Origin of the sequence: Arthrobacter sp. 135MFCol5.1, assembly GCF_000374865.1 — a bacterium.
In the GTDB taxonomy this organism is placed as follows: Bacteria; Actinomycetota; Actinomycetes; order Actinomycetales; family Micrococcaceae; genus Arthrobacter.
Genome location: NZ_KB895473.1, coordinates 11,890 through 32,839, shown reverse-complemented (window position 1 = coordinate 32,839; position 20,950 = coordinate 11,890). Strand labels below are relative to the sequence as shown.

Here is a 20,950-nt window from a genome sequence, read left to right as displayed (position 1 = left end):
TGAAACCCAAGGGGCATTGCCTGGAACCGGGGGGTGCCGGTGCGCTAGATGGTCACGTTGAGCCCCGCCGTGTAGCCGGCCGCCGCCGAGCCGGTCATGGTCGCCAGCTGGTAGATGCCGCCGTCGTCCCCGAACACGTTGTCCGACTGCAGGGTGGTGCGGGTCATGTTGGTGACGCTCTTTTCGTATCCGGGGGTGGCATAGACGTCGTCGCAGGCCGCCTTGGGCAGGGCGATCTGGGAGACGGCCAGCACTTGCCCGGCAGAGGTGGCATTGTTCATGGACTCGAAGACCTCAAAGTGGATGTGCGGCCAGCGCCCGGAGTAGGCGGCCGGGAAGATGGAGGTAAAGGTGACCTGCCCGTTGGCATCGGCTTCCTGCACACCGCGCAGGTAGTTCTCGTTCTTCAGGCTGGAGTCGTACATCGAGTACTTCCCATCCCGGTCACAGTGCCAGGCGTACACCGCGGCGCCGGCCATCGGGGTGCAGCCGTTGGCGTTGTCCAGCAGGGTGAGGGTGAACGTCAGAGGCACACCCTCCGCCGTCGCTGACGCGGTGCCGAAGCTTGAGGTGATGTCCCGGCGCACCACGCCGGAGGCTTCCAGGACGTTCGGCCCGTTGGAGCCGTCGCCTGGGTAGGGGCCCGCGGTTTCCTCCGGAATCTCCAACCCGCATTCGGCGATGGCCCGCGTCAGTGTTGGCGTGGCCGAGGCGGCAGCGGAGCCCGTGGATGCTGCGGCGGAACCTGAGGACGCCGCCGAGGAAGTGGCTGACGTCGTAGCCGACGACGTGGATCCCGTGGTTCCGGCAGGGGTGCAGGCGGCGAGCGCGGCGGCCGCCCCGCCTGCACCCAGGAACAGCCCCAGGGACCGGCGGCTCATCAGTGTGGTCAGATCGAACTCCAGCCCGCGGTCATGGTTGGGATGGGGTTGGTCGACGTCGGGCTGATTGGGTGTGCGTGAAGTGGTCATGGTCCAAGGAAACCGCATGCGGCTATGCCGGGGACTGGTGGTATCTGTGCCCTTGCTGTGCGTCCTGGCAGGCTTCATGCTGCCGGAGCCTGCCCCACGGAAGGCTCGACGACGGCACCCACCCCGCCGCCGTCCGTTCCAGCAAAAGCAGCCCGGCGCACGAGGTGCCGGAAAAAGCGAGGCGGGGCAGGCCCTTGGGAGCCTGCCCCGCCTCTTTGCACCGGCTGATGACCTGCGCCCGACTTTCGGGTTTCCTGTTGCGATGGAGTATGCAGGAACATCTGCCGGCGGGTCTTTGTGCGGAACGCCCGCGGCCGTCGGTGCGGCCTAGAGCGTCCTGGGATCTTCGGCGTACATCTTCAACCTGATGTTTAAGGCGTCCGACATATGGCGGGCCGCGATCTCCCCGGCGAGGGCGGAATCGCGGTCGCCGATGGCGGCCAGCAGGTCGGCGTAATCCGCCAGCACCACCGGCCACCGCCCCGGGTAGGTCAGGGTGGTGAGCGTGTACCGGCGGACCTGTTGGTCCAGGCGTTCCAGCAGTCCGATCAGCGACGGGCTGTGGGTGGCGCGCCACAGCTGGGTGTGGAAGGCGCGGTTGGTTTCCGCGAGCGCCCGGCCGTCGCTAGGGTCCAGCTGCTGCATCTGCGTCAGCAGCCCCGTGAGCAGCTGCCGGTCCAGGGCGGTTGCCTTGACGGCAGCCTTGGCCGCGGCGGCCTGCTCCAGGATGATCCTCGACTCGTAGATGTCGATGATCTCCTCGGCTGAATGCGTTCGGACCACCACCGCCTTGCCGCGCCGTTCCACCAGCCCGTCCTGTTCCAGCCGCTGCAGCGCCTCCCGCACCGGTGTCCGGGAGGCCCCGTACCGCTCGGTGAGCTTGGCCTCCGTGAGCGGCTCGTCAGGCGCAAAGACGCTTGCGAGGACATCCTCGCGAAGCCGCTGGTGGATGGGAATGGCCACTTTTTCCTCTTTCCGTTGCTGGTGGGGTTGCTGGGCTGCCTAGGCGATGGAGCCTGCGCGGCGGCCGAAGACGGCTCCCGCCGCAAGCCCGGAGCCGCCGGGGTAGTTTCCGCTGAACAAACCACCCAAGGCTTCACCACAGGCATAGAGCCCATCAAGCGGCCCTGCGTCTTCGGTCAGCACGCGTCCCCAGGTGTCTGTCTTGAGGCCGCCGAATGTGAAGGTGATGCCGCAGGTTACCGGGAACGCGTAGTACGGGCCGGTGGCGATGCTTCGGGCCCAGTTGCTCTTCGGCGGCTGGGTATCCGCCCGGCGCCCGTCCTTGACGTTGGGATCAAACGGGGCGCCCTCGGTGATCGAATCATTAAAGCTCTTCACCGTCTCCTCCAGCCCCTCAGGGCTGATGCCGGCCTTCTGTGCCAGCTCGGCAAGACTCGGCGCAGTGACCACCGAAACCCCCGGCATGTCGTACTCCTCCGCTCGCAGCATGGGACGGGAGGAAGCGTCAAAGATCTGGAAGGCGGCGGAGCCCGGCTGGGCAAGAATGTCCCGGCCGTACTTCGCATAGGTGTAGTTGCGGTAGTCGGCGCCCTCGTCCACGAACCGCTTCCCGTCGCTGTTCACCACGATGCCCAGCGGGTACCCGCCACGGGTGAGCTGGTTGGTGAGTTCCAGGTTGCCCTCGTTCTCCGGGTGCCAGGCGTCCCAGGCGACGCTGTGGCAGGTTGACCAATCGCCGCCCCTGGCCGCGCCGGCGTCCAATGCGGCGACGATCATCTCACCCGTGTTGCCCGGTGTGCCGCGTACCTTCGCGTTCTGCCAGCCCTCCCCCAGGTGTTGGCGGCGCAGTTCAGGTGATGCTTCAAAACCTCCCGAGGCGAGGATGACCGACTCGGCCCGGAGCTCACCTTCTCCGGATGAGGTGCGGTACCGGACTCCGCGGACGCGGCCGTCCTCCTGGATCAGTCCGGTGGCTGCGCAGTCATAGATGACCTCAACGCCCATGCGCTCCGCGGCCGCCCGATGGTCGGTCATGAGCCCCTTTCCGCCTGCCACGTTGCCCACGTGCAGCCCGCCCCAGAACAGATACCCACCGTCCTGGGTCCGGTACGCCTGGCGCTCATACATCAGCCGGTATTTGAGTCCCATGCCGTGAAGCCAACGCAATGTCGGGTTGCTTTCGCTGACCAGGACCGCGGACAACTCGGGGTCGTTGCGCCCTTCAGAGACCTTGGACAGATCGGCAAGGTACTCGGCAGCGGTATAGGCGGGGACTTCACTGACGGCGTGCCGCTCGTCAGGCTCCACGAATTCGGTCAGCTCCTGGAGCCCGTCATGGGAGATGCGGGTGGCGCCGGCGGTGTAGAAGCTGTTGCCGCCCGATGCGGCTTCCCGCGCCTTTTCGAGCAGGACCACTTTGCGTCCACGCTCGGCGGCTGCAAGGGCTGCCGCAAATCCGGCGTTGCCGCCGCCAACCACCAAAACGTCGCTCTTGATCATCATCAGTCTCCTCAGCTCCATCGCTGTACACGATTGTATACATAGGTATGCCGTCGCATGCAATAGCGTCTTGGCGCAGGCTTAACGGGCTCGGCGGGAGCGGTTTATTGCCGGGATTTGCGGCTACCCCAGGCGCGGGTGGCTGATTTCCTGGGCGTCGATGTACATCTGGATGCGGATGTTCTTTGCCTCGTCCATGTGGGCGCTGGCGATGCGGCCGGCTTCCTCCGCGTTCCGTGCGCGGATGGCCACCAACAGCTCCTCATGCTCCTTCAGCACGCGGTCCCAGCGCTCCTTGGTGGAGAGCGTGGTGCCGGGGTAGCGGATGAAGTGGACCAGGATCCGGTCCAGCAGGTCAAGGAGGGCGGCGCTGTGGCTGGCGGCCCAGATGCGCTCATGGAAGGTGCGGTTGGCGGCGGCCAGTTCAGCCGGAGTGGCAGCATCGAAATCAAGGGTGACCATGGCCTGGTGGGCGCGGTCGATCAGCATCAGGTCCATGTCGGTGTGCCGGAGAGCCGCGGTTTTTGCGGCCGCCTCCTCCAGGAAGGTCCGCACCTCGTAGAGGTCCAGCATCTCCTCCGGGCGGTACTCCCGCACCTGCATTCGCGAACCGTACCGCTCCACGAGCCCCTCGGTTTCGAGGCGCCGCAAGGCTTCCCTGATGGGCGTCCGGGAGACGTTGTACTTCTTGGCCAGGGCGCTTTCAACGAGCTGGGCACGGGGAGGCAGCTCCTGCGAGATGATGGCGTTCCTGATCATCAGGTAGGGGCTTGTCTCTGGTTGCGACGCCACGGGCGGCCTCCGGTCTTCATGCAAACAAGCGGCAGGACGCGCCGGCGCCATACCTTTCGCCGCAATTCTATCGCACTGCATACCGTTTCGGCGCGCTGTGAACACCGTGCCGATTTTCGGCACACCCGCTGCAGCAGGAAGCCCGCCAAACCACTTTGCCGGTATTCATATTCGAGGGACTGTTGCTTAAGTCATACCAACGGTATACCGTTTGTGACCAACGCCATACAGCAGGGCATGTACCGGATTCTGGTTTGCTCAGCTTTGAACATTCACCCGGCGGCTGCACACGGTGGCACGGGTATTTTCAGGAGAACCAATGACGCTTCTATCCAGGGAAGAGCCGCAGGCCGGCACCCTCCCCGTCACCCCGGTGCCGGCCACCCTCGTCCGTGGCGGCACCAGCAAATGCTGGATATTCCGGGACGAGGACCTTCCGTCTGACGCCCTGGAGACGGACCGCCTCCTTATCCGCACCTTCGGTTCGCCGGACCTCCGCCAAATCGACGGAGTCGGCGGCGCCTCGTCAACCACCAGCAAGGCCATCACCGTGGCCGGCACCGACCCGGACGGAACGGTCCGCTACAGGTTCGCCCAGGTGGCCATCGACAAGCCGGCAGTCGAGTGGGCCAGCAACTGCGGCAACTGCGCAACGGCGCTGGGTCTGTACGCGCTCCACGCCGGGCTGGTCGCTCCCACAGGGGAAGTCACCCGGGTACCCATCCTGAACACCGTGACCGGGCTGCGCCTGATTTGCGAGATCCCCACACCAGGGGCCAAGGTGCCAGCCTACGGCGGGCGGCGACTTGACGGCCAGCATTACCCCGGCGTCCCCATCGATGTCATCTTCCAGAAAACCTCATGGTCCACTTACGGAGCACAGTTCCCTACAGGCAACGCCATCGATGAGCTTGAGGTCGACGGGCAGCGGTACCAGGCGACGCTGATCGACGCAGGCGCCCCGGCCGCACTCTTTGCCGCACAGGACCTGGGGCTGGACGCAACCGGCAGCGAGGACGCTTTGGAGGCGCTGGTCCGGATCGCTCCGCAGCTGCGCGCTGCGGCCGCCCGCAGGATGGGCCTGCCGCAGGACCTCAGCTCCATTCCGAAGGTAGGCATCGTGGGGCCTCCGCCTGCAGGCGCAACCGGCGTCTCGGCCCGGATGATCTCGATGACCGCACTGCACCCCGCCATCGGCCTCACCAGCGCGGTCGCCGTCGCTGCCGCCTCAGGAGCAGCAGGCAGCGTGGTGCAGCGCAGCGTAGTTCCGGCGGCGGAGGCCGGACTCTTTATCCACTTACTGAAAGGCAAGACGGCGCTGGCATTGGATGCAGCCGATCCCACCGAAGTCTCCTTTCAACGCTCGGCCCGCGTCATCAGCGAAAGCACCATCCTGGTGCCCAGTGACTGAAGAAACCCCTACCGGAAAAACCCAGCCAAGGAATCAGCCATGAAAATCAGCATTCAAAACCTGCAGCTGAAGTACGGAAGCTTCACTGCCATCGAAAACCTCAACCTCGACATCGAAGACGGCGAGGCCCTCGTCCTGCTGGGCCAGTCCGGTTGCGGCAAGACCAGCACCATGCGCTGCATCGCCGGCCTGGAGGAACCCACGTCGGGGCGGATCATCATCGACGACGTGGTGGTCTTCGACTCCGAAAAAGGCATCAACCTGCCCCCGAACAAGCGCAACGTCGGCATGGTCTTCCAGTCCTACGCGGTATGGCCGCACATGACGGTGGCCCAGAACGTTGCCTACTCGCTCAAGCAGAAGAAACTGTCCAAGAGCGAAATCGATGAGCGCGTCATGGAGGCCCTCACGCTGGTGGGCCTGGAGCCCTACGCGGACCGCGGCGCCAGCCTGCTCAGCGGCGGCCAGATGCAGCGCGTCGCCCTGGCGCGCAGCCTGGTCATGCGGCCCAGCGTGCTCATGCTCGACGAACCGCTCTCCAACCTTGACGCCCGCCTGCGTGACCGGCTCCGCGTTGAACTGCGTGAAATCCAGCTCCAGCTGGGGCTCACCTGTGTGTACGTCACCCACGACCAGCACGAAGCCTTCGCCCTGGCAGACCGCATCGCCCTGCTCCAGGGCGGCCGGATTGTGCAGATGGGAGCCCCGCAGCACATGTACGAGGCACCCGCCAGCGCCTCGATCGCCCACTTCCTCGGCGTCTCCAACATCATGGACTGCACCCCGGAGGGCACCGCCACCGGGTCCACCACCGCACGCATCACCAACAGCGAGCTCACCGTCCAGTCGGCGCAGCAGGCCAGCGACGCCGGCACATCCCCCAAGGTATGCATCCGGGCCGAGGACCTGCAGATCACCGCCATGCCCACCGAACACCCCAACTCATGGCCGGGAACGGTCCGGGTAGCGGGATTCCAGGGCAATGACATCCGGTACGCCATCCAGCTGGAATCCGGGCCCGAGCTTGATGCCCTGGGCGGACTTCGCCGCGGCGAACAGCACAAAGTGGGGGACCGCGTGTGGGTGACCGTCAACCCCCGCGAAGTCCAGATCCTGCCGGCTGAGGTCCTCGCATGAGCCTCAAGACCACCGAGGCGGCCACCCGCGCCGACGCCCGCCTCGCACCCACGCCGGCGCCCCGGGACTACCGTGCAGCCCGGACCCTTTCGGGCCTCCGGAAGAACACGCCGGGCCTGATCGTCCTGGTCATCCTCGGCGTCCTCATCGTTCTTCCTCTTGCCCTCGTCCTGCTCGCCGCCTTCTCGGACAGCGTTCCCCGGCCCGGCAGCATCTCGCTGGGCGGCCTGACACTGTCCAACCTGGCACTGCTGGCCACCCCGGAAGCACTCGGGGCCCTGGTCAACTCGCTCATGGTCGGTGCCGGCTCAGCGATCGTCGCCCTGCTGATCGGGGCATTCCTGGCCTTCGTGTGTGCCCGCTCCGATGCGCCGTTGCGGAAGTTCATTTTCTTCATCGGGATGGCGCCGATGTTCATCCCCGCCTTGGTGGGCGCATTGGCCTGGTCCCTCCTGTGCTCGCCCAGCGCCGGGTACATCAACATCTTCCTCCGCGACCTGGGCATTGATGCCGCCATCAACATCTACAGCCTGCCGGGCCTGGTGTTCGTGCTGGGAATCTTTTACGCCCCGTACGCTTTCCTGCTGCTGCACAGCTCGCTGTCCATGATGAACGCCGACCTCGAAGAGGCCGCCACCGTCCACGGGGCGCCACTGCGCACCATGCTGCGTACCGTCACCCTGCCCCTGGCCCTGCCGGCCATCCTGGGCTCCGCCGTCCTGGTCTTCGCCTTGACCATGGAGAACTTCCCCGTGGCCCAGGTCATCGGCAACCCCGCCGGCGTGGACACCCTGCCCACCTACATCTACCGCCTTATGAGCGCCACGCCCGCCAAGAGCAACCAGGCGGCGAGTGTCGCCGTGATCCTGACCGTCGCGCTGATGGCCGTGACCCTCATCCAGCAGCGCATCATCAACAAGCGCAAATTCACCACCATGACCGGCAAGGGCAACCGTCCCCGCCAGGTGCCGCTTCGCAAGATGCGCTGGCCGTTCACCATCCTGGCCCTGGCCTACTTCGCCGTTTCGGTGGTCCTGCCGATGCTGGCCCTGCTGGCCGCTTCGATGCAGGCCACCCCGTTCGTGTCCTCGATGTCGCAGCTGCTCGAAGCCAACTCCCTTAGCTTCGCGAAGCTGATCGAGGTCCTGGGATCCAACGACTTCCAGCTCGCCCTGAAGAACAGTGTCCTGGTGGCCCTGATCGCAGCCTTCGCCGGCACCACCCTCAGCTTCATCGCCTCCTACATCCGGTACCGCACCAAGTCCAAGGTGGGACGCCTGATCGAGCTGGTGGCCATGACCCCTCTCGCCGTCCCCGCCATCGTCATGGGCATCGGACTGCTCTGGACCTGGCTGCTGCTGCCGCTGCCCATCTACGGCACCCTGGCGATCCTCGCCGTCGCCTGCGTGGCCGTGTTCATGCCGCAGGGATACCGCGGTGTCTCCGCGTCAATGCTCCAGATGGACCAGGACCTCGAAGACAGCGCCGTGATGCTCGGCGCCGGGCGGACCCGGTCCGTCCTGGATGTCACCCTGCCCCTGATGCGCGTGGGCATCATGTCCTCGTTCCTGCTGTTCCTCATGCTCTCCATGCGTGAGCTCAGCGCCTCCATCTTCCTCTTCACCTCGAACACCCGGATCCTGTCCATCCTCGTCTTCGACAACTTCGACAACGGCCAGAGCCAGGCGGCTGCCGCCGTCAGCGTCCTGTACTGCCTCGTCATCGGAATCCTCGCCGTCATCGCCCAAAAAGTCGGCGGCGAACGCAAGACCAAGAACTGACCTCCCACCCACCTTTGAAGGGACACCACAATGAAGTTAGCGTCCAAACTGCCCGCTTTCACCGCAGCCGGAGTGTTGCTCGCCCTCAGCCTTGCCGGCTGCGGAAGCCCCGCCCAGAGCGCCGGCGTGGTCACGGCCACAGCCACCGTAAGCACCGATGACGGACTGGTGATCAACGGCGAGTCCATCGCTGACAAGGCCACGTACGAGAAGGCGAAATCGCAAACACTGTCCCTGTACTCCGGCTACACCGACTCCTCCGAAAGCGCACTGGTGGACGCCTTCACCAAGGACACCGGCATCAAGGTCAACGTCGTCCGGCTCACCCCGAACAAGCTCTCCGAGCGCGTACTGTCCGAGCAGGGTGCCGGCAAGCTCAGCGCAGACGTCATCCGCACGTCCGACTACCGGATTGCCAAGTCCATGGAGGACGCCAAGGTCTGGAAAGCCTATGACGTACCCGGCGCCTCGGCCCTCAAGGACGTTTCCGTGGACGGCGGCCAGTTCACCCGCATGTTCAACTCCGTCTACACCCTGGGCTACAACACCCAGTTGGTGAAGGAAGCCGATGCCCCCAAGTCATGGGCGGATGCCGTCGGCGGGAAATGGCAGGGCAAGCTGGGCATCGTCCAGGGCGGCTCGGGCGGGAGCACAGCTGCGCTGAACAGGTTCATGGAAACCAAGATGGGCGGCGACTACTTCGCCAAGTACGCTGCGCAGAAGCCCAAAATCTATGACTCCCTGGGCGCTGAAGCCACGGCGCTGGCCCGCGGTGAAGTGGCCGTAGGCACGGTCACCATCAGCGGCACCAACATCTCGGCCGTCCAGGACAAGGCTCCGGTCAAGTTCATCGTCCCCGAGGAAGGACTCGTCTCGTACGACTACTACCTGGGCATGACGGGCACCGCCACAAACGTGGAAGCCGCGATGGTCTTCATGAACTACAACCTTTCCAAGCAGGGCCAGCAGGTCTTCGCGCAGATCGGTGAATACCCGGTCCGCACCGACGTAGCACCGCCCACCATCATGGGCGTGACGCTCCCCGCCGTCGATTCCGGCAAGGTCTACCGCATGCAGAACACCGACGCCGCGACCTACGGCAAGGACGACCTTGCCAAGTGGAACCAGGTCTTCGGCTACACCAAGTAACCCCGAAATCCCACGCCCGGGGACCCGGCCTCCGCCGGGTCCCCGGGCTTCTTGTTTCACACCACCATCAGGAGCCCTGTGACCGCCGTCCACGCCGCCGCACTTCCGGTACCCCGGAACACCTCGTCCCTGCTGGTCCTCCAGGACGGCAGGACCGTCGTCGAACTGGGCGACACCACCCGCGCCAGCTACGTCGCCTCTATGCGCAAGAGCCTGCTCTCGATCCTTTTCGGCATCCAGGTGGACGCCGGCACGGTCAGCCTCGACACCACCCTTGGTGAGCTCGGTGTTGACGATGTGGGCGGCCTGCTGCCCATCGAGCGGACGGCCCGGCTCCGTGACCTGTTGACGTCGCGGTCGGGGGTCTACCATCCGCCGTCCAGCCCGGGCAGTGACGAGGATGCTTTCCCTGCACGTGGCACAAAGGCGCCCGGGCAATATTTCGTCTACAACAACTGGGATTTCAACGCCGCCGGCGCCATCTTCGAGAAGGCCAGCGGCCTGGGCGTCTTCGATGCGTTCGAGAAGCACCTGGCCGGTCCGCTGGGGTTCGACGACTACGTCCCCACACGCCAGCAGATGCTCGGGGACGACCAAAAGTCCGCCTTCCGGGCTTACCACTTCTTCCTCTCCGCCCGGGACCTGGCGAAGATCGGGCTGCTGATGGCTGCCGGCGGCCAGTGGCAGGGCCGGCAGCATGTCCCCCGGGAATGGGTCAGGGAGAGCGTGGCCACCCATGTGAGGCGCGCAGACATGGCGCCGGCCACCGGTTTTGGCACCTGCGACTACGGCTACCTGTGGTGGCTCCCCCGGGAATCCGGCCCGCAGTGGGAGGGGGCGTTCCTGGCTGCGGGCAACTACGGCCAGTTCCTGCTGGTCCTGCCGGCGATCGGGAGCGTCATTGTGCACCGGCGCGTCGTCAGCGACAGCTTCGCCATCGCACGGAACACCCGCACGGCAACTGCCTCGACGGCAGGCCCCGCTCCGGTGACCCACTCCGAATTCATGGACCTTGCCAGGGCGCTGGTTGCCGGGCCCCTGGCCCGGTAGGCATCAGAAAGGCACGGTACGACGGCGGCCCCATCCATTGTCAGGAAGCCGCGCCCTTGGCGACGGAACGGAACACCTGGGTTGCCTGCTGCGCGGCGGGGCTGAGCCTCCGGTTTGCCAGGTGCGCAAGAAGGATGCGGCGCTTCGGAGCCCCCGCGAGCGGGACTGCAACGACGTCGGGGCGCAGGGCCGTCAGCGCCAGCCTTGGTGCCAGCGCGATCCCGATACCGGCCGCCACCATGCCCTGCGTCTCCTGGTAATCATTGGCCGCGAAGGCGATCCGCGGCTCGAACCCGGCGTCGCGGCATACCCGGCTGAGGACATCGGCCACGGGGTGCTCATCGCGCACCACCCATTCCTGGTCGCTCAATGCGCCGATGCGGACCGAGCGCAGTTTCGCAATGGGGTGCTCACGCGGGACCAGCAGCATTGTTGGATCGTTCATCAGCGTGGCCAGGGTCAAGTCAGGATCCTGGATCTGCTGCCAGGGGTAGTCCCACAGCAGCGTCAGCTCGATTTCCCGCCGCCGCAACCGTTCCAGCAAACCGTCCCGCCGGGCGCTCACCACCGTTACCGCCACCTCCGGATGGCGGGCGCGGAACGCCAGCACCACATCCGGCATCAGGGAGGCCCCGCCGGTGGGAAAGGTCCCGAGCCGCAGTTGGCCGCGCCGAAGGCCCGCGAACTCCCCCATTTCGGCACGGGCAGCTTCCACGGTCCTGTCGATCTCGTCGGCGTAGTGCAGCAGGGCGTGCCCCGCCTCGGTCAGGACCACGCCCCGCGGGTGGCGCTCGATCAGGACCACACCCATCTCCTGCTCGAGTTTGGCGATCTGCTGCGACACCGCTGACGTGGTGAAGGAGAGTGCGGCGGCAGCGGAGGTCAGGGAGCCGGAGCGGCCCACCTCGCGGAGCACGTGGAGCCGGTGGAGGTCAAGGATTGCCATGCATTGAGTTTAGCAAAAGTAGATAGTCGTCCACTTATTTGCGATTGTGCTGAAGGCTGCCATCCCGGATCGTAGAAGGACAAGGTGCTGTGAAGTAGGGCACCTGCAAGTTACGAGGGAGAAATACAGTGGGACTCAAAGGACATTGGTACCGGGGCGGCACCAGCAAGTGCTGGCTCTTCGATGCCAGGGACGTGGCCCTCCACGCCCCCACCCGCGAGGAAATCCCCGCACTGCTGTCCGCCGCATTCGGCGCAGCGGATGCGCGGCAGCTGGACGGCGTCGGGGGCGGAACGTCCACCACGTCGAAGGCCGCGGTCATCTGGGCCACCCCTGGCGCGGAGGCAGACCTCGACTACCTTTTCGCCCAGGTGGGGATCGGCGACCCCACCGTTGAGCTGGGTTCCAACTGCGGCAACTGCGCCACCGCCATTGCCCTGTTCGCAGTCCAGACGGGCATCGTTCCCGCCGGAGACGGCATGACCAAGGTCCGCATGCGCCACGTCACGTCCGGCGCCGTGCTCAGCGGAGCGGTTCCAACTCCCGGCGGCCACATTCCCAAGTCGGGCCTGGCACGGGTTCCGGGCAGCAGCGCCGCCGGTGTTCCCGTCAGCCTCTCGTTCCACGGCCCCTGGGGCCAGAGCACCGGCGCACTCCTGCCCACCGGCAACACGATGGACCAGCTTGAGGTCAACGGCAGGACCCTGGGCGCAACGATGGTGGACGCCGGCGCCCCTGCCGTGCTCCTTGCAGCCGACCAGGCCGGCGTCGATCTTTCCTCGATGACGGACAACCTCTCCGCGCAGCTGCCCACCCTCATTGCGGCACGGGCATCAGCAGGCCTGATCATGGGGCTGCGCAAGCCTGAGGATCCGCCGCAGAACGCTGTCCCGAAAGTCGGGGTTGTGGCGCCTGCCGGGGACTACATCGCCGCGGACGGAACCACCATCACCGCCGGAAGCCACGACGTGCGGGTGCGGATGCTGTCCATGCTCGCGCCCCACCCGGCCATCGGCCTCACCTCAGCCGTGGCAGTGGCCCTCGCAGCCTCGCAGCCGTCGTCGGTGGTAGCCAACGCAGCAGCCCAATCATCCTCCGCCGGCACCGGAACCCCCCGCTTGCTGCGGATCGGGACACCTGCCGGCGTGATCACCGCCGAAATCATCACCGATGACACCGGCACCGTCAGCGAAGTGGCCCTCCACCGGGCAGCCCGCCACATCGCCACCGCAGATATCGACGTGGCCCCGGCCGCCGAGCTGTCTGCCTAACACCCCTATCTCTTTGCCCCATCATTAAGGGGCCGCACCAACCAGGAAGTTGTTCAATGAAGATCAAATCCATCCTCGGACACCTGTATGTCCAGGTACTCATCGGAGTCGCCCTCGGCGTCGTTGTGGGCGCGCTGTGGCCGGACCTCGGTTCGTCCCTCAAGCCCATCGGCGACGGCTTCGTGAAACTCGTGAAGTTCATGATCGCCCCCATCGTGTTCTGCACCATCGTGGGAGGTATCACGTCGCTGAGGGACACGAAGAAGGTGGGCCCCACCCTGATCCGTTCGCTGGGCCTCTTCTACGCGCTGACGGCACTCGCCCTGGCCCTGGGCCTGGCCGCGGTGACGCTGTTCCAGCCCGGCGCCGGGATGCACATCGATCCCACGCATCTGGACTCCTCGGTGGCGCAGAAGTACACCACGCAGCTGCCCAGCAGCAACCCCGTGGACTTCATCCTCAGCATCATCCCCACCACCTTCGTTGGCGCCTTCGCCGATGGTGAAGTCCTGCCCGTGCTGGTCATTGCACTGCTGTGCGGCTTCGCCTTCAGCAAGCTCGGCGCACCGGGCCAGCTGGCCCTGAACGTGGTCAACAGCTTCAACAAGCTGCTCTTCATCATGTTTGGCTACATCATGAAGGTGGCTCCGCTGGGAGCCTTTGGGGCCATGGCCTTCACGGTGGGCAAGTACGGCGCCCACTCCATCGGAAACCTCGGCATGCTGATCCTTGCCTTCTACGCCGCCTGCATCGTCTTCGTGGTGGTCGGCCTGGGCATCCTGGCCAAGGTGACCGGCTTCAGCCTGTGGCAGATCCTGCGCTACTTCAAGGACGAATTCCTGATCGTCCTGGCCACGTCCTCCAGCGAACCGGTCCTGCCGCGCCTGCTGTCCAAGCTCGAACGGATCGGCTGCGACCGCAGCGTCGTAGGACTCGTGGTCCCCACCGGCTACTCCTTCAACCTCACCGGAACGGCCATCTACCTCACCCTTGCCTCCATGTTCATCGCCCAGGCCTGCGACATTCACCTGAGCTGGGGCCAGATCCTGCTGATGCTCGGCATGATGCTGCTGACCTCCAAGGGCGCGGCGGGCGTCACCGGCAGCGGCTTCGTGGCCCTGGTGGCCACCCTGACAGTCATGCCCACCCTGCCGGTGGCCGGCGTGGCCCTCATCGTTGGCATCGACCGGTTCATGAGCGAGGCCCGCGCCCTCACCAGCACGGTCTGCAACATCGTCTCCTGCGTGGCGATCGCCAAGTGGCAGGGTGAGCTGGACATGGTCAAGCTCCGCTCCGAGCTCCAGGCGGGCTTCGTGCCCACCGAGGCGGAGAAGGTTCAGCTGGCCGAACCGGCCCTGGCCCACTAACCGGCCGCCAAGCCACCACCCCAGGGTTTGCCCGGGACCCCGGAACGGGTCCCGGGCAGATCCCTGAGCGGGGTACTACTGCACAAACCCACACGGAAAGGACCCGCCAATGAGCCAGCGCCAAACGGAGCAGGACATTGCAGAAGACTGCGATGAAGGCACCTGCTTCTACTGCCAGAGCCCGGAAACCGACTAGCGGCCCAGCTGTCGGGCCCTACACCCACTGCTCCCATACCGTCAGCTGCAGGGTGACGCTCCCGGACGAACCAGCCACCACAGCACCAGCCCCCACGGAAGGTTCGACGGCGGCACCTACCCTGCCGCCGTCGTCGTCCCGTCCGGCAAAACCAGCCTTCCAATTAAAGCCAGCCCCGCGGGCAAAACCGGCCCAGCGCATCACGCCCGGACCGCCGCGGCGGCCTCATCGGCGGTACGCACCGGCGTTTCCAGCCCCAGGTGCTCGCGGAGCGTGCTGCCCCGGTACTCGGTGGGGTACACGCCGCGTTCCTGGAGTTCCGGGACCAGATGGTTCACGATGTCATCCAGGCCGGTGGGGATCAGCCACGGGGAAATGTTGAACCCGTCCACGGCGCCCACCCGCGCGTACTCGGCCAGGTGATCGGCCACGGCCGTGTAGGAGCCGGTGAAGGTGGAATCGATCCGCGCGGTCTTCGAGGTGACGAACTGCCGGATGGACAGCCCCTTGTCCTTGGCTTCCGCCCGCCACTGGTCCGCCAGCTGCCGGGCCTTGGCGCCGTGGAAACCACTGCCCCGGGTTTCAGACGTTTCCTCCACCACCGGATCGATCTCCGGCAGGGGGCCGTCCGGATCGTAGGTGGACAGCTCGCGGCCCCAGAACTGCTCCAGGTAGGCAATGGCCTGCTGCGGGCCGATCTGCAAGCTGCGCACCCACTCCTTCTTCTCCGCGGCTTCGGCGGCAGTGGGCGCCAGGATGAACTCGCTGGCCGGCATGATCTGCACGGCGTTGGCGCCACGGCCAGCGGCCACGGACCGCTCCACGAGGTCCTTCCGGAAGTCCACGGCGTCGTCGAACTTCGGGTGGGCAGAGAAGATCACGTCCGCCTGCCGGGCTGCGAAGTTGCGGCCCTCGGGCGAGTCGCCGGCCTGGAACAGCACCGGCCGGTACTGGGCGCTGCGCGGCAGCCGCGGCGTGACGTCCACCGTGTAGCGCTGCCCCTGATGCAGCACCCGGCTGGCAGGGCCGTCCGGCGTTTCCCATGAATCCCAGATCCGCTTGGCTGTCTCCACGAATGCTTCGGCGTGCTTGTACCGGTCGGCGTGGTCCAGGTAGCCGCCGCGGCGGAAGTTCGCGCCGGTCCAGGCGTTGTCAGTGGTCACGATGTTCCACGCCGCGCGGCCGCCCGAGATCAGGTCCAGGGAGGCGAGCCGGTGCGCCAAATCGGCGGGATCGTTGTAGGTGGTGTTCTGGGTCGCCACCAGGCCGATGTTCTTCGTCACCGACGCCAGGGCGGCGAGCATGGTTTGTGCATCCGGCCTGCCCACCACGTCCAGCGCGTGCGGGCGGCCCAGGTGCTCCCGCAGGCGCAGCCCCTCGCCCAGGAAGAACGCGGCGAACAGGCCCCGCTCCGCGGTCTGGGCGATCCGGCGGAACGATTCGAAGTCCGTCTGCGAGCCCGATTCGGCGGCCTTCCAGATGGTGCCCGAGTTGACGCCCTGGAAGAAGACCCCAAACTGGATCTGGCCGCTCGGGGTGAAGATCTCGGATTTAGCACGGGTGTGCTGTGTCATGTTTTTCCCTTACTTTCCGGCGCCGGCAGGCGCAGCAGCGGCGGCGGTTGCATAGCGGCTGGCCGGGCGCTCCAGGCCGAGCAGGTCGCGGAAGGTTCCGCCCTGTGCCACCGGGCGGAGTGCTCCGCGGCGCCGCAGTTCCGGAAGGACCAGCCGGCCCAGTTCCTCCACGTCAACAAAGAGCGACGCCGGGTGCAACCGCACGCCGTCGGCCTCCTTTAGAAGGTCGGCGAGGAAGTCGGTGAGGCCGGCCGCAGAACCTGCGAAAGCCGCCCGGCCGCCGTCGAACGATGCGTCCCGCGCAGCCGCGTCCTGGCCGCGGGCGTCCAGGACGACGTCGAGCTCGGCGATCACGGCAATGGACGCCCCCACCCGGGCCCGGACGTCGCGGACCTCAGCCGCCAACAGTTCCGCTGCGGGCGCGGACACCAGCACGGCATCCACCGCGTCCGCCCGGACTTCGCCGAGCAGGGACGCGGGAACCAGCACCGGCAACTGCCCCTGGAGCGGCCGCGGAATGATGGATGGCCCCTTGACCGAGTACCCAACACCGGCAAACCCGGCAGGCGTCTGGAAATCAACGTAGTGCAGCTTGTCCACGTCGATGTACCGGCCGGTGGCAACGTCGCGGATCACGGCGTCGTCCTCCCAGGAATCCCACAGCCGGCGGGACACCTCGATGGAGGCGGCCGCTTCCTGGCCCAGCGCCGCGCCGGTGACGGCGGAACGGCCGACGGCGGCAGCCGCTTCAGGTGCGTCGGCGGCGGTGGCGATCCACCCGGCCCGGCCGCGGGACACGTAGTCCAGGCTGGCCAGCTGGGTGGAGACGTGGAAAGGCTCGGTGTAGACGGTGTCCACCTCCGGGACCAGCGCAATGGTGTGCGTCACCGGCCCCGCGAAGGCTGCCCGCTGCAGGGCGTTGGCCCGGGCGGGAACCGGTGCGTCGGTGAAGGTGGCGGCGTGGAAGCCGGCCGACTCCGCTGCCAGCACGGCGCGGGCAAGGTCCGCACCGTCCCAGCCGGCGCCGTCGAGCTCGATCGCCAGGAAGCCCGGCTTTTTGAAGGTACTCACTGCTGGTCCTGACGTTCGTAGGGAATCTTTTCGCCGGCTTCGATGGCCACGGGCAGCCGGTTTTCGGCTGGCGGCAGCGGGCAGGTGGCCAGGTCCGTGTAGGCGCACGGCAGGTTCACGGCCCGGTTGAAGTCCAGCACCACGGACCCGTCCGCGGCGGGCACCACCGAGAGGGAGCGGTTGGCCGCGTAGGTGGTCTTGCCGGAGGTCTGGTCGGTGAACAGCACGGACAGGGAGCCGGGCGCGTGGCCGTTGAACGCGGTCAGCGCCAGCTCCTGGCCGGCCAGCTTGAAGCGGATTTCCCCGGGTGCCTCGTAGACATGCTGGATGCCTTCCACGGCTGCACCCACGGTGGTGGGCCGCGGCGCCTCGAACGGCACGAAGGTTCCGCGGACGGCATAGGCAGCGTCCGGGGAGTAGGCGGGCGTGCCTTGGTAGGCCTGCAGGAGCGGGTTTTCGGGGTGACGCGGCCGCACGATGTACTCGCCGCCCCGCTTGGCCAGTTCAATGACGGTCTCGCCGGAGACCAGGTTGATGCCGCCGCGCTCTTCGACAGGCCCGAACTCCAGCGATGCGCCGGCTTCGGTGTTCAGCTCCGTGCCGTCCTGCTGCAGGCTGTCACCCGGTTCCAAAAGGACGCGGACGACGTCGGCCGCCACGCTCCAGGTGCCCGGGGCGCCTTCCAGCCGGGCGGGTTCGCTGCCCAGCCAGTGCAGGTGGGTCACCGCCAGGAAGCCGTGCGGGTGGGCGCGCTGCTGTTCGTGGGCGGCGTGCCATTCCTGCCAGTCGGCGTCGAAGGACTCGAGGGCGGTTTCAGTGTGAACGGCGTTCATGAGGCCTTCCCGAACGGTGTGGCGGTAGCCGTTGCTTGGGTGGCCGCGAAGTTTTCCTCGGTGATGGTCTTGGATTCGGGCAGGGCTTCCTCGGACAGGCCCCAGCGCTCCAGGACCTTGCCGTAGGAGCCGTCCTTGATGGCCGAGTTGAGGGCCTCGGAGATGACCGGCGCCAGGCCGTTGCCGCGCAAGGTGGTGGCTGCCACCAGGGTTTCGGACGGCCAGCCTGCGTTCACTTTGCCCACCACCTTCAGGTCGTCCCGGGTGTTTTCCCGGTACACCGTGGACGGGTAGGGGGCGATGTTAAGGTCCGTTCGGCCGGAGGAGAGCGCCAGGATGGTGTCGGCGTCGGACGAGTAGTACTGCAGCGTGGCCGGGGCCTTGCCCTTGGCCTCCAGTTCCTTGTTCCAGGCCAGCAGGATCTTTTCCTGGTTGGTGCCGGACCCCACGGAGACCTTCAGGCCGGAGATATCGTCGGCGCCCTTGATGTCATAGGTGGCGGACTTTTTGGCCTCGAAGCCCATGTACGCGGCGCGGTAGCTGGCGAAGTCGAACAGTTTCACCCGGTCCTTGTTCACGCCCACGTTGGAGAAGACGGCCTCAAAGTCGCCGGACTGGGTCTTCAGCGGCCAGTTCTCCCAGGACGTGACCTGCACGTCCAGCTCCAAGCCCAGTTTGTCCGCCACCAGCTGGGCGATGTCCAGCTCGGAGCCGATCGGCGTCTTGTCATCCGTGGCATGGAAGGACAGCGGGATGGAACCGGCCGTGGTGGCCACCGTCAGCTTGCCGTCCTTGCTGATCAGGGCGGGAACCTTGGCGGCGAGCGCCGGGTCCTTCTCCGCGCGGATCCGCTGCTGGTCCGGGGACGTGTTGTAGACCACGCCGTTGCGGGCCGCCGTCGTCTGCGCGCCGCCGCTGGGGTTGCCGGCGGCCGAAGCACCGGGGTCGGCGCACCCTGCCAGCGCGGCGGTGCCAAGGAGGACGACGGCGGGAAGCACCGCGAGCGCGCGGCTGCGGCGGAGGCCGGGGGTGGAGAAAGCCATGGGAGAGGTCCTTAGATGTTGAAGGCCGGTTCCAGCACCTTGGAGAAGAAGCTCCGGGTGCGCGGTTCCTGGGGGTTGCTGAAAATTTCCTTGGGGGTGCCCTGTTCCACGATCTGGCCCTGGTCCATGAACACCACGGTGTCCGCCACGTCGCGGGCGAAGCCCATCTCATGGGTGACGATGATCAGCGTGGTGCCGGACGTTGCGAGTTCGCGAATGACGTCCAACACTTCGTTGACCAGCTCGGGGTCCAGTGCGGAGGTGGGCTCGTCGAACAGCAGGATCTTGGGATCCAGGGCCAGGGCCCGGGCAATGGCGACGCGCTGCTGCTGGCCACCGGAGAGCTGCCGGGGATAGGCGCCGGCCCGGTCCTTGAGCCCCACCCGGTCCAGGAGTTCCAGGCCGCGGCGGCGGGCGTCCTCCTTGGACCGCCCCTGGGCCACGACCGGGGCTTCCGCCACGTTCTCCAAGGCAGTGAGGTGCGGGAACAGGTTGAAGTTCTGGAACACCATGCCGATGTCGGTGCGCTGTTTCAGGATCTCCTTTTCGCGCAGCTCGTGCAGCCGGTCGCCGCGGAGTTTGTAGCCCACCAGCTGTCCGTCGATGGTGATGTGGCCGCCGTCCACCTTTTCCAGGTGGTTGATGGTGCGCAGCAGGGTGGATTTGCCGGAGCCGGAGGGGCCCACGATCACGGCCACCCCGCCCGGTTCCACGGTGAGGCTGACGCCTTTGAGGACTTCCGTGGGGCCGAAGGATTTGCGCACGCCGGTGATTTCCACCAAGCCGCGGGTGGCTGTGGGGGCGGTGAGGGTGTCAGTCATCAGGAGTTCCTCCGGTTGGGCACTGCCGCGTGGGTGGCGAAGAATTTGCGGGCCTTCTGCAGGGGCGTCAGCGGCAGGTTCCGCACCGCGCCCTTGGAGTAGTGGCGTTCGATGTAGTACTGGAAGACGCTCAGCACGGAGGTGATCACGATGTACCAGAGCGTGGCCACCAGCAGCAGCGGCAGGACCTGCTGGGTGCGGTTGTAGATGACCTGGACTGTGTAGAACAGCTCCGAGTAGGCCAGGACGTAGACGATCGAGGTGCCCTTGACCAGGCCGATGATCTCGTTGAAGGCGGTGGGCAGGATGGCGCGCATGGCCTGCGGCAGCACGATCCGGGTGGAGCGGCGCCAGGCGGGGATGCCCAGTGCGGCCGCCGCCTCCAGCTGGCCCTGGTCCACGGACAGGATGCCGCCGCGGATGATCTCCGCGGAGTAGGCGGCCTGGTTCAGGGTCAGGCCCAGGACGGCTGCGGCGAACTGGCTGATCAGCGTGGTGGTCTGCACTTCGAAGAACCGGACATCGGTGAACGGGATCCCCAGGCTGATCTTTTCGTACAGGTAGCCCAGGTTGTACCAGAGGAGCATCTGGACCAGCAGCGGCGTGGACCGGAAGATCCAGGAGAACGTCCAGGACACCGAGACCAGCAGGGGCGAGGCCGAGAGCCGCATCAGCGCCAGGATGAAGCCCAGCACGAACCCGAGGACACCTGAGATCGCCGTGAGCTTCAGTGTTTCCACCAGGCCGTTGACCACGGACTGGGCGGTGAACCACTGGGCCACAACCCCCCATTCCCAGCGCGGGTTGGTGGCCAGCGACCATGCCACGGCCAGGACACCGAGCGCGACGACGGCAGTCCCCACCCAGCGCCACGGATGCTTGGCGGCCACCACCCGGTAGGACGAGTAGTCCTTTGCCACCCGGGGCGCCACCTCCGTGGCGGAGCCGCCGGCGCCGGACGTGCCTGTTCCTGCCGGCGGCGCTTCCGCCGCCGGTACCGGCTGCGACTGTTGGGACTGCGCCACCCCTGTTGCTGAACTCATGCGCCACCTCGCTTCTCGTGCTGGGTTTTCC

18 protein-coding genes are annotated in these 20,950 nt (G+C 66.6%); 7 read left to right on the top strand and 11 right to left on the bottom strand.

The genetic code is table 11. The features are described from left to right. Positions 1-44: 44 nt before the first annotated feature. From C563_RS0120080 to C563_RS0120065, 4 genes are all read right to left on the bottom strand, one after another. Positions 45-971, bottom strand: a complete 927-nt coding sequence (locus C563_RS0120080; protein WP_026265171.1) for an intradiol ring-cleavage dioxygenase — start codon at positions 969-971, stop codon at positions 45-47. 327 nt (positions 972-1,298) lie between these two features. Beyond that, a complete protein-coding gene (locus C563_RS0120075; RefSeq protein WP_018763868.1) occupies positions 1,299-1,934 on the bottom strand; it encodes a GntR family transcriptional regulator in 636 nt (211 codons plus the stop codon). Positions 1,935-1,973: 39 nt separating this feature from the next. Next, the gene (gene tcuA, locus C563_RS0120070) at positions 1,974-3,437 is read right to left on the bottom strand and encodes an FAD-dependent tricarballylate dehydrogenase TcuA (protein ID WP_018763867.1); all 1,464 of its coding nucleotides are present in this window, start codon (positions 3,435-3,437) and stop codon (positions 1,974-1,976) included. Positions 3,438-3,557: 120 nt separating this feature from the next. Next, positions 3,558-4,226, bottom strand: coding sequence for a GntR family transcriptional regulator (locus C563_RS0120065; RefSeq protein ID WP_223992974.1), 669 nt, complete (start codon positions 4,224-4,226; stop codon positions 3,558-3,560). Positions 4,227-4,545: 319 nt separating this feature from the next. On the opposite strand from C563_RS0120065, the gene C563_RS0120060 reads away from it, so the two are divergent. The 5 genes from C563_RS0120060 to C563_RS0120040 all read left to right on the top strand — a co-directional run bounded on the left by C563_RS0120060 (position 4,546) and on the right by C563_RS0120040 (position 10,754). Beyond that, positions 4,546-5,637, top strand: coding sequence for a PrpF domain-containing protein (locus C563_RS0120060; protein WP_018763865.1), 1,092 nt, complete (start codon positions 4,546-4,548; stop codon positions 5,635-5,637). A gap of 39 nt (positions 5,638-5,676) precedes the next feature. Continuing rightward, a complete protein-coding gene (locus C563_RS0120055; RefSeq protein WP_018763864.1) occupies positions 5,677-6,774 on the top strand; it encodes an ABC transporter ATP-binding protein in 1,098 nt (365 codons plus the stop codon). Next, the gene (locus C563_RS0120050) at positions 6,771-8,555 is read left to right on the top strand and encodes an ABC transporter permease (RefSeq protein ID WP_018763863.1); all 1,785 of its coding nucleotides are present in this window, start codon (positions 6,771-6,773) and stop codon (positions 8,553-8,555) included. Before C563_RS0120055 ends, C563_RS0120050 begins: the two co-directional genes overlap by 4 nt. Before the next feature lie 30 nt (positions 8,556-8,585). Then, positions 8,586-9,704, top strand: coding sequence for an ABC transporter substrate-binding protein (locus tag C563_RS0120045; RefSeq protein WP_018763862.1), 1,119 nt, complete (start codon positions 8,586-8,588; stop codon positions 9,702-9,704). A 78-nt stretch (positions 9,705-9,782) separates the two neighbouring features. Continuing rightward, complete coding sequence (locus C563_RS0120040; protein WP_018763861.1) at positions 9,783-10,754, top strand: serine hydrolase domain-containing protein; 972 nt, start codon at positions 9,783-9,785, stop codon at positions 10,752-10,754. Between the two features lie 40 nt (positions 10,755-10,794). Here C563_RS0120040 and C563_RS0120035 read toward each other — a convergent pair whose 3' ends face one another. Then, positions 10,795-11,700, bottom strand: coding sequence for a LysR family transcriptional regulator (locus C563_RS0120035; protein ID WP_018763860.1), 906 nt, complete (start codon positions 11,698-11,700; stop codon positions 10,795-10,797). Between the two features lie 128 nt (positions 11,701-11,828). Here C563_RS0120035 and C563_RS0120030 point away from each other — a divergent pair, with 128 nt between their 5' ends. Together C563_RS0120030 and dctA are read left to right on the top strand one after the other, a co-directional pair. Then, a complete protein-coding gene (locus C563_RS0120030; protein ID WP_018763859.1) occupies positions 11,829-12,971 on the top strand; it encodes a PrpF domain-containing protein in 1,143 nt (380 codons plus the stop codon). A 56-nt stretch (positions 12,972-13,027) separates the two neighbouring features. After that, positions 13,028-14,338 (top strand): C4-dicarboxylate transporter DctA, encoded by a 1,311-nt coding sequence (gene dctA, locus C563_RS0120025; RefSeq protein ID WP_018763858.1) that lies wholly within the window; start codon positions 13,028-13,030, stop codon positions 14,336-14,338. Between the two features lie 396 nt (positions 14,339-14,734). Here the strand turns inward: dctA and C563_RS0120010 are convergent, their stop codons facing one another. From C563_RS0120010 to C563_RS0119985, 6 genes are read right to left on the bottom strand one after another with little or no spacing between them, the layout of a single operon-like run. Further along, the gene (locus C563_RS0120010) at positions 14,735-16,108 is read right to left on the bottom strand and encodes an NtaA/DmoA family FMN-dependent monooxygenase (protein WP_018763856.1); all 1,374 of its coding nucleotides are present in this window, start codon (positions 16,106-16,108) and stop codon (positions 14,735-14,737) included. Positions 16,109-16,117: 9 nt separating this feature from the next. After that, entirely contained in the window at positions 16,118-17,179 is a 1,062-nt protein-coding gene (locus C563_RS0120005; protein ID WP_018763855.1) for an LLM class flavin-dependent oxidoreductase, read from the bottom strand. Then, positions 17,176-18,012: a DUF1684 domain-containing protein gene (locus tag C563_RS0120000; protein ID WP_018763854.1), complete on the bottom strand. Its 837-nt coding sequence runs from the start codon at positions 18,010-18,012 to the stop codon at positions 17,176-17,178. The genes C563_RS0120005 and C563_RS0120000 overlap by 4 nt, the downstream gene beginning before the upstream one ends. After that, the gene (locus C563_RS21710) at positions 18,009-19,055 is read right to left on the bottom strand and encodes a transporter substrate-binding domain-containing protein (RefSeq protein ID WP_018763853.1); all 1,047 of its coding nucleotides are present in this window, start codon (positions 19,053-19,055) and stop codon (positions 18,009-18,011) included. The genes C563_RS0120000 and C563_RS21710 overlap by 4 nt, the downstream gene beginning before the upstream one ends. Before the next feature lie 11 nt (positions 19,056-19,066). Beyond that, positions 19,067-19,876 carry an amino acid ABC transporter ATP-binding protein gene (locus C563_RS0119990; protein ID WP_018763852.1) on the bottom strand — a complete coding sequence of 270 codons (810 nt, stop codon included), beginning with the start codon at positions 19,874-19,876 and terminating at the stop codon, positions 19,067-19,069. Then, entirely contained in the window at positions 19,876-20,919 is a 1,044-nt protein-coding gene (locus C563_RS0119985) for an amino acid ABC transporter permease (protein ID WP_018763851.1), read from the bottom strand. The genes C563_RS0119990 and C563_RS0119985 overlap by 1 nt, the downstream gene beginning before the upstream one ends. Positions 20,920-20,950: the final 31 nt, after the last annotated feature.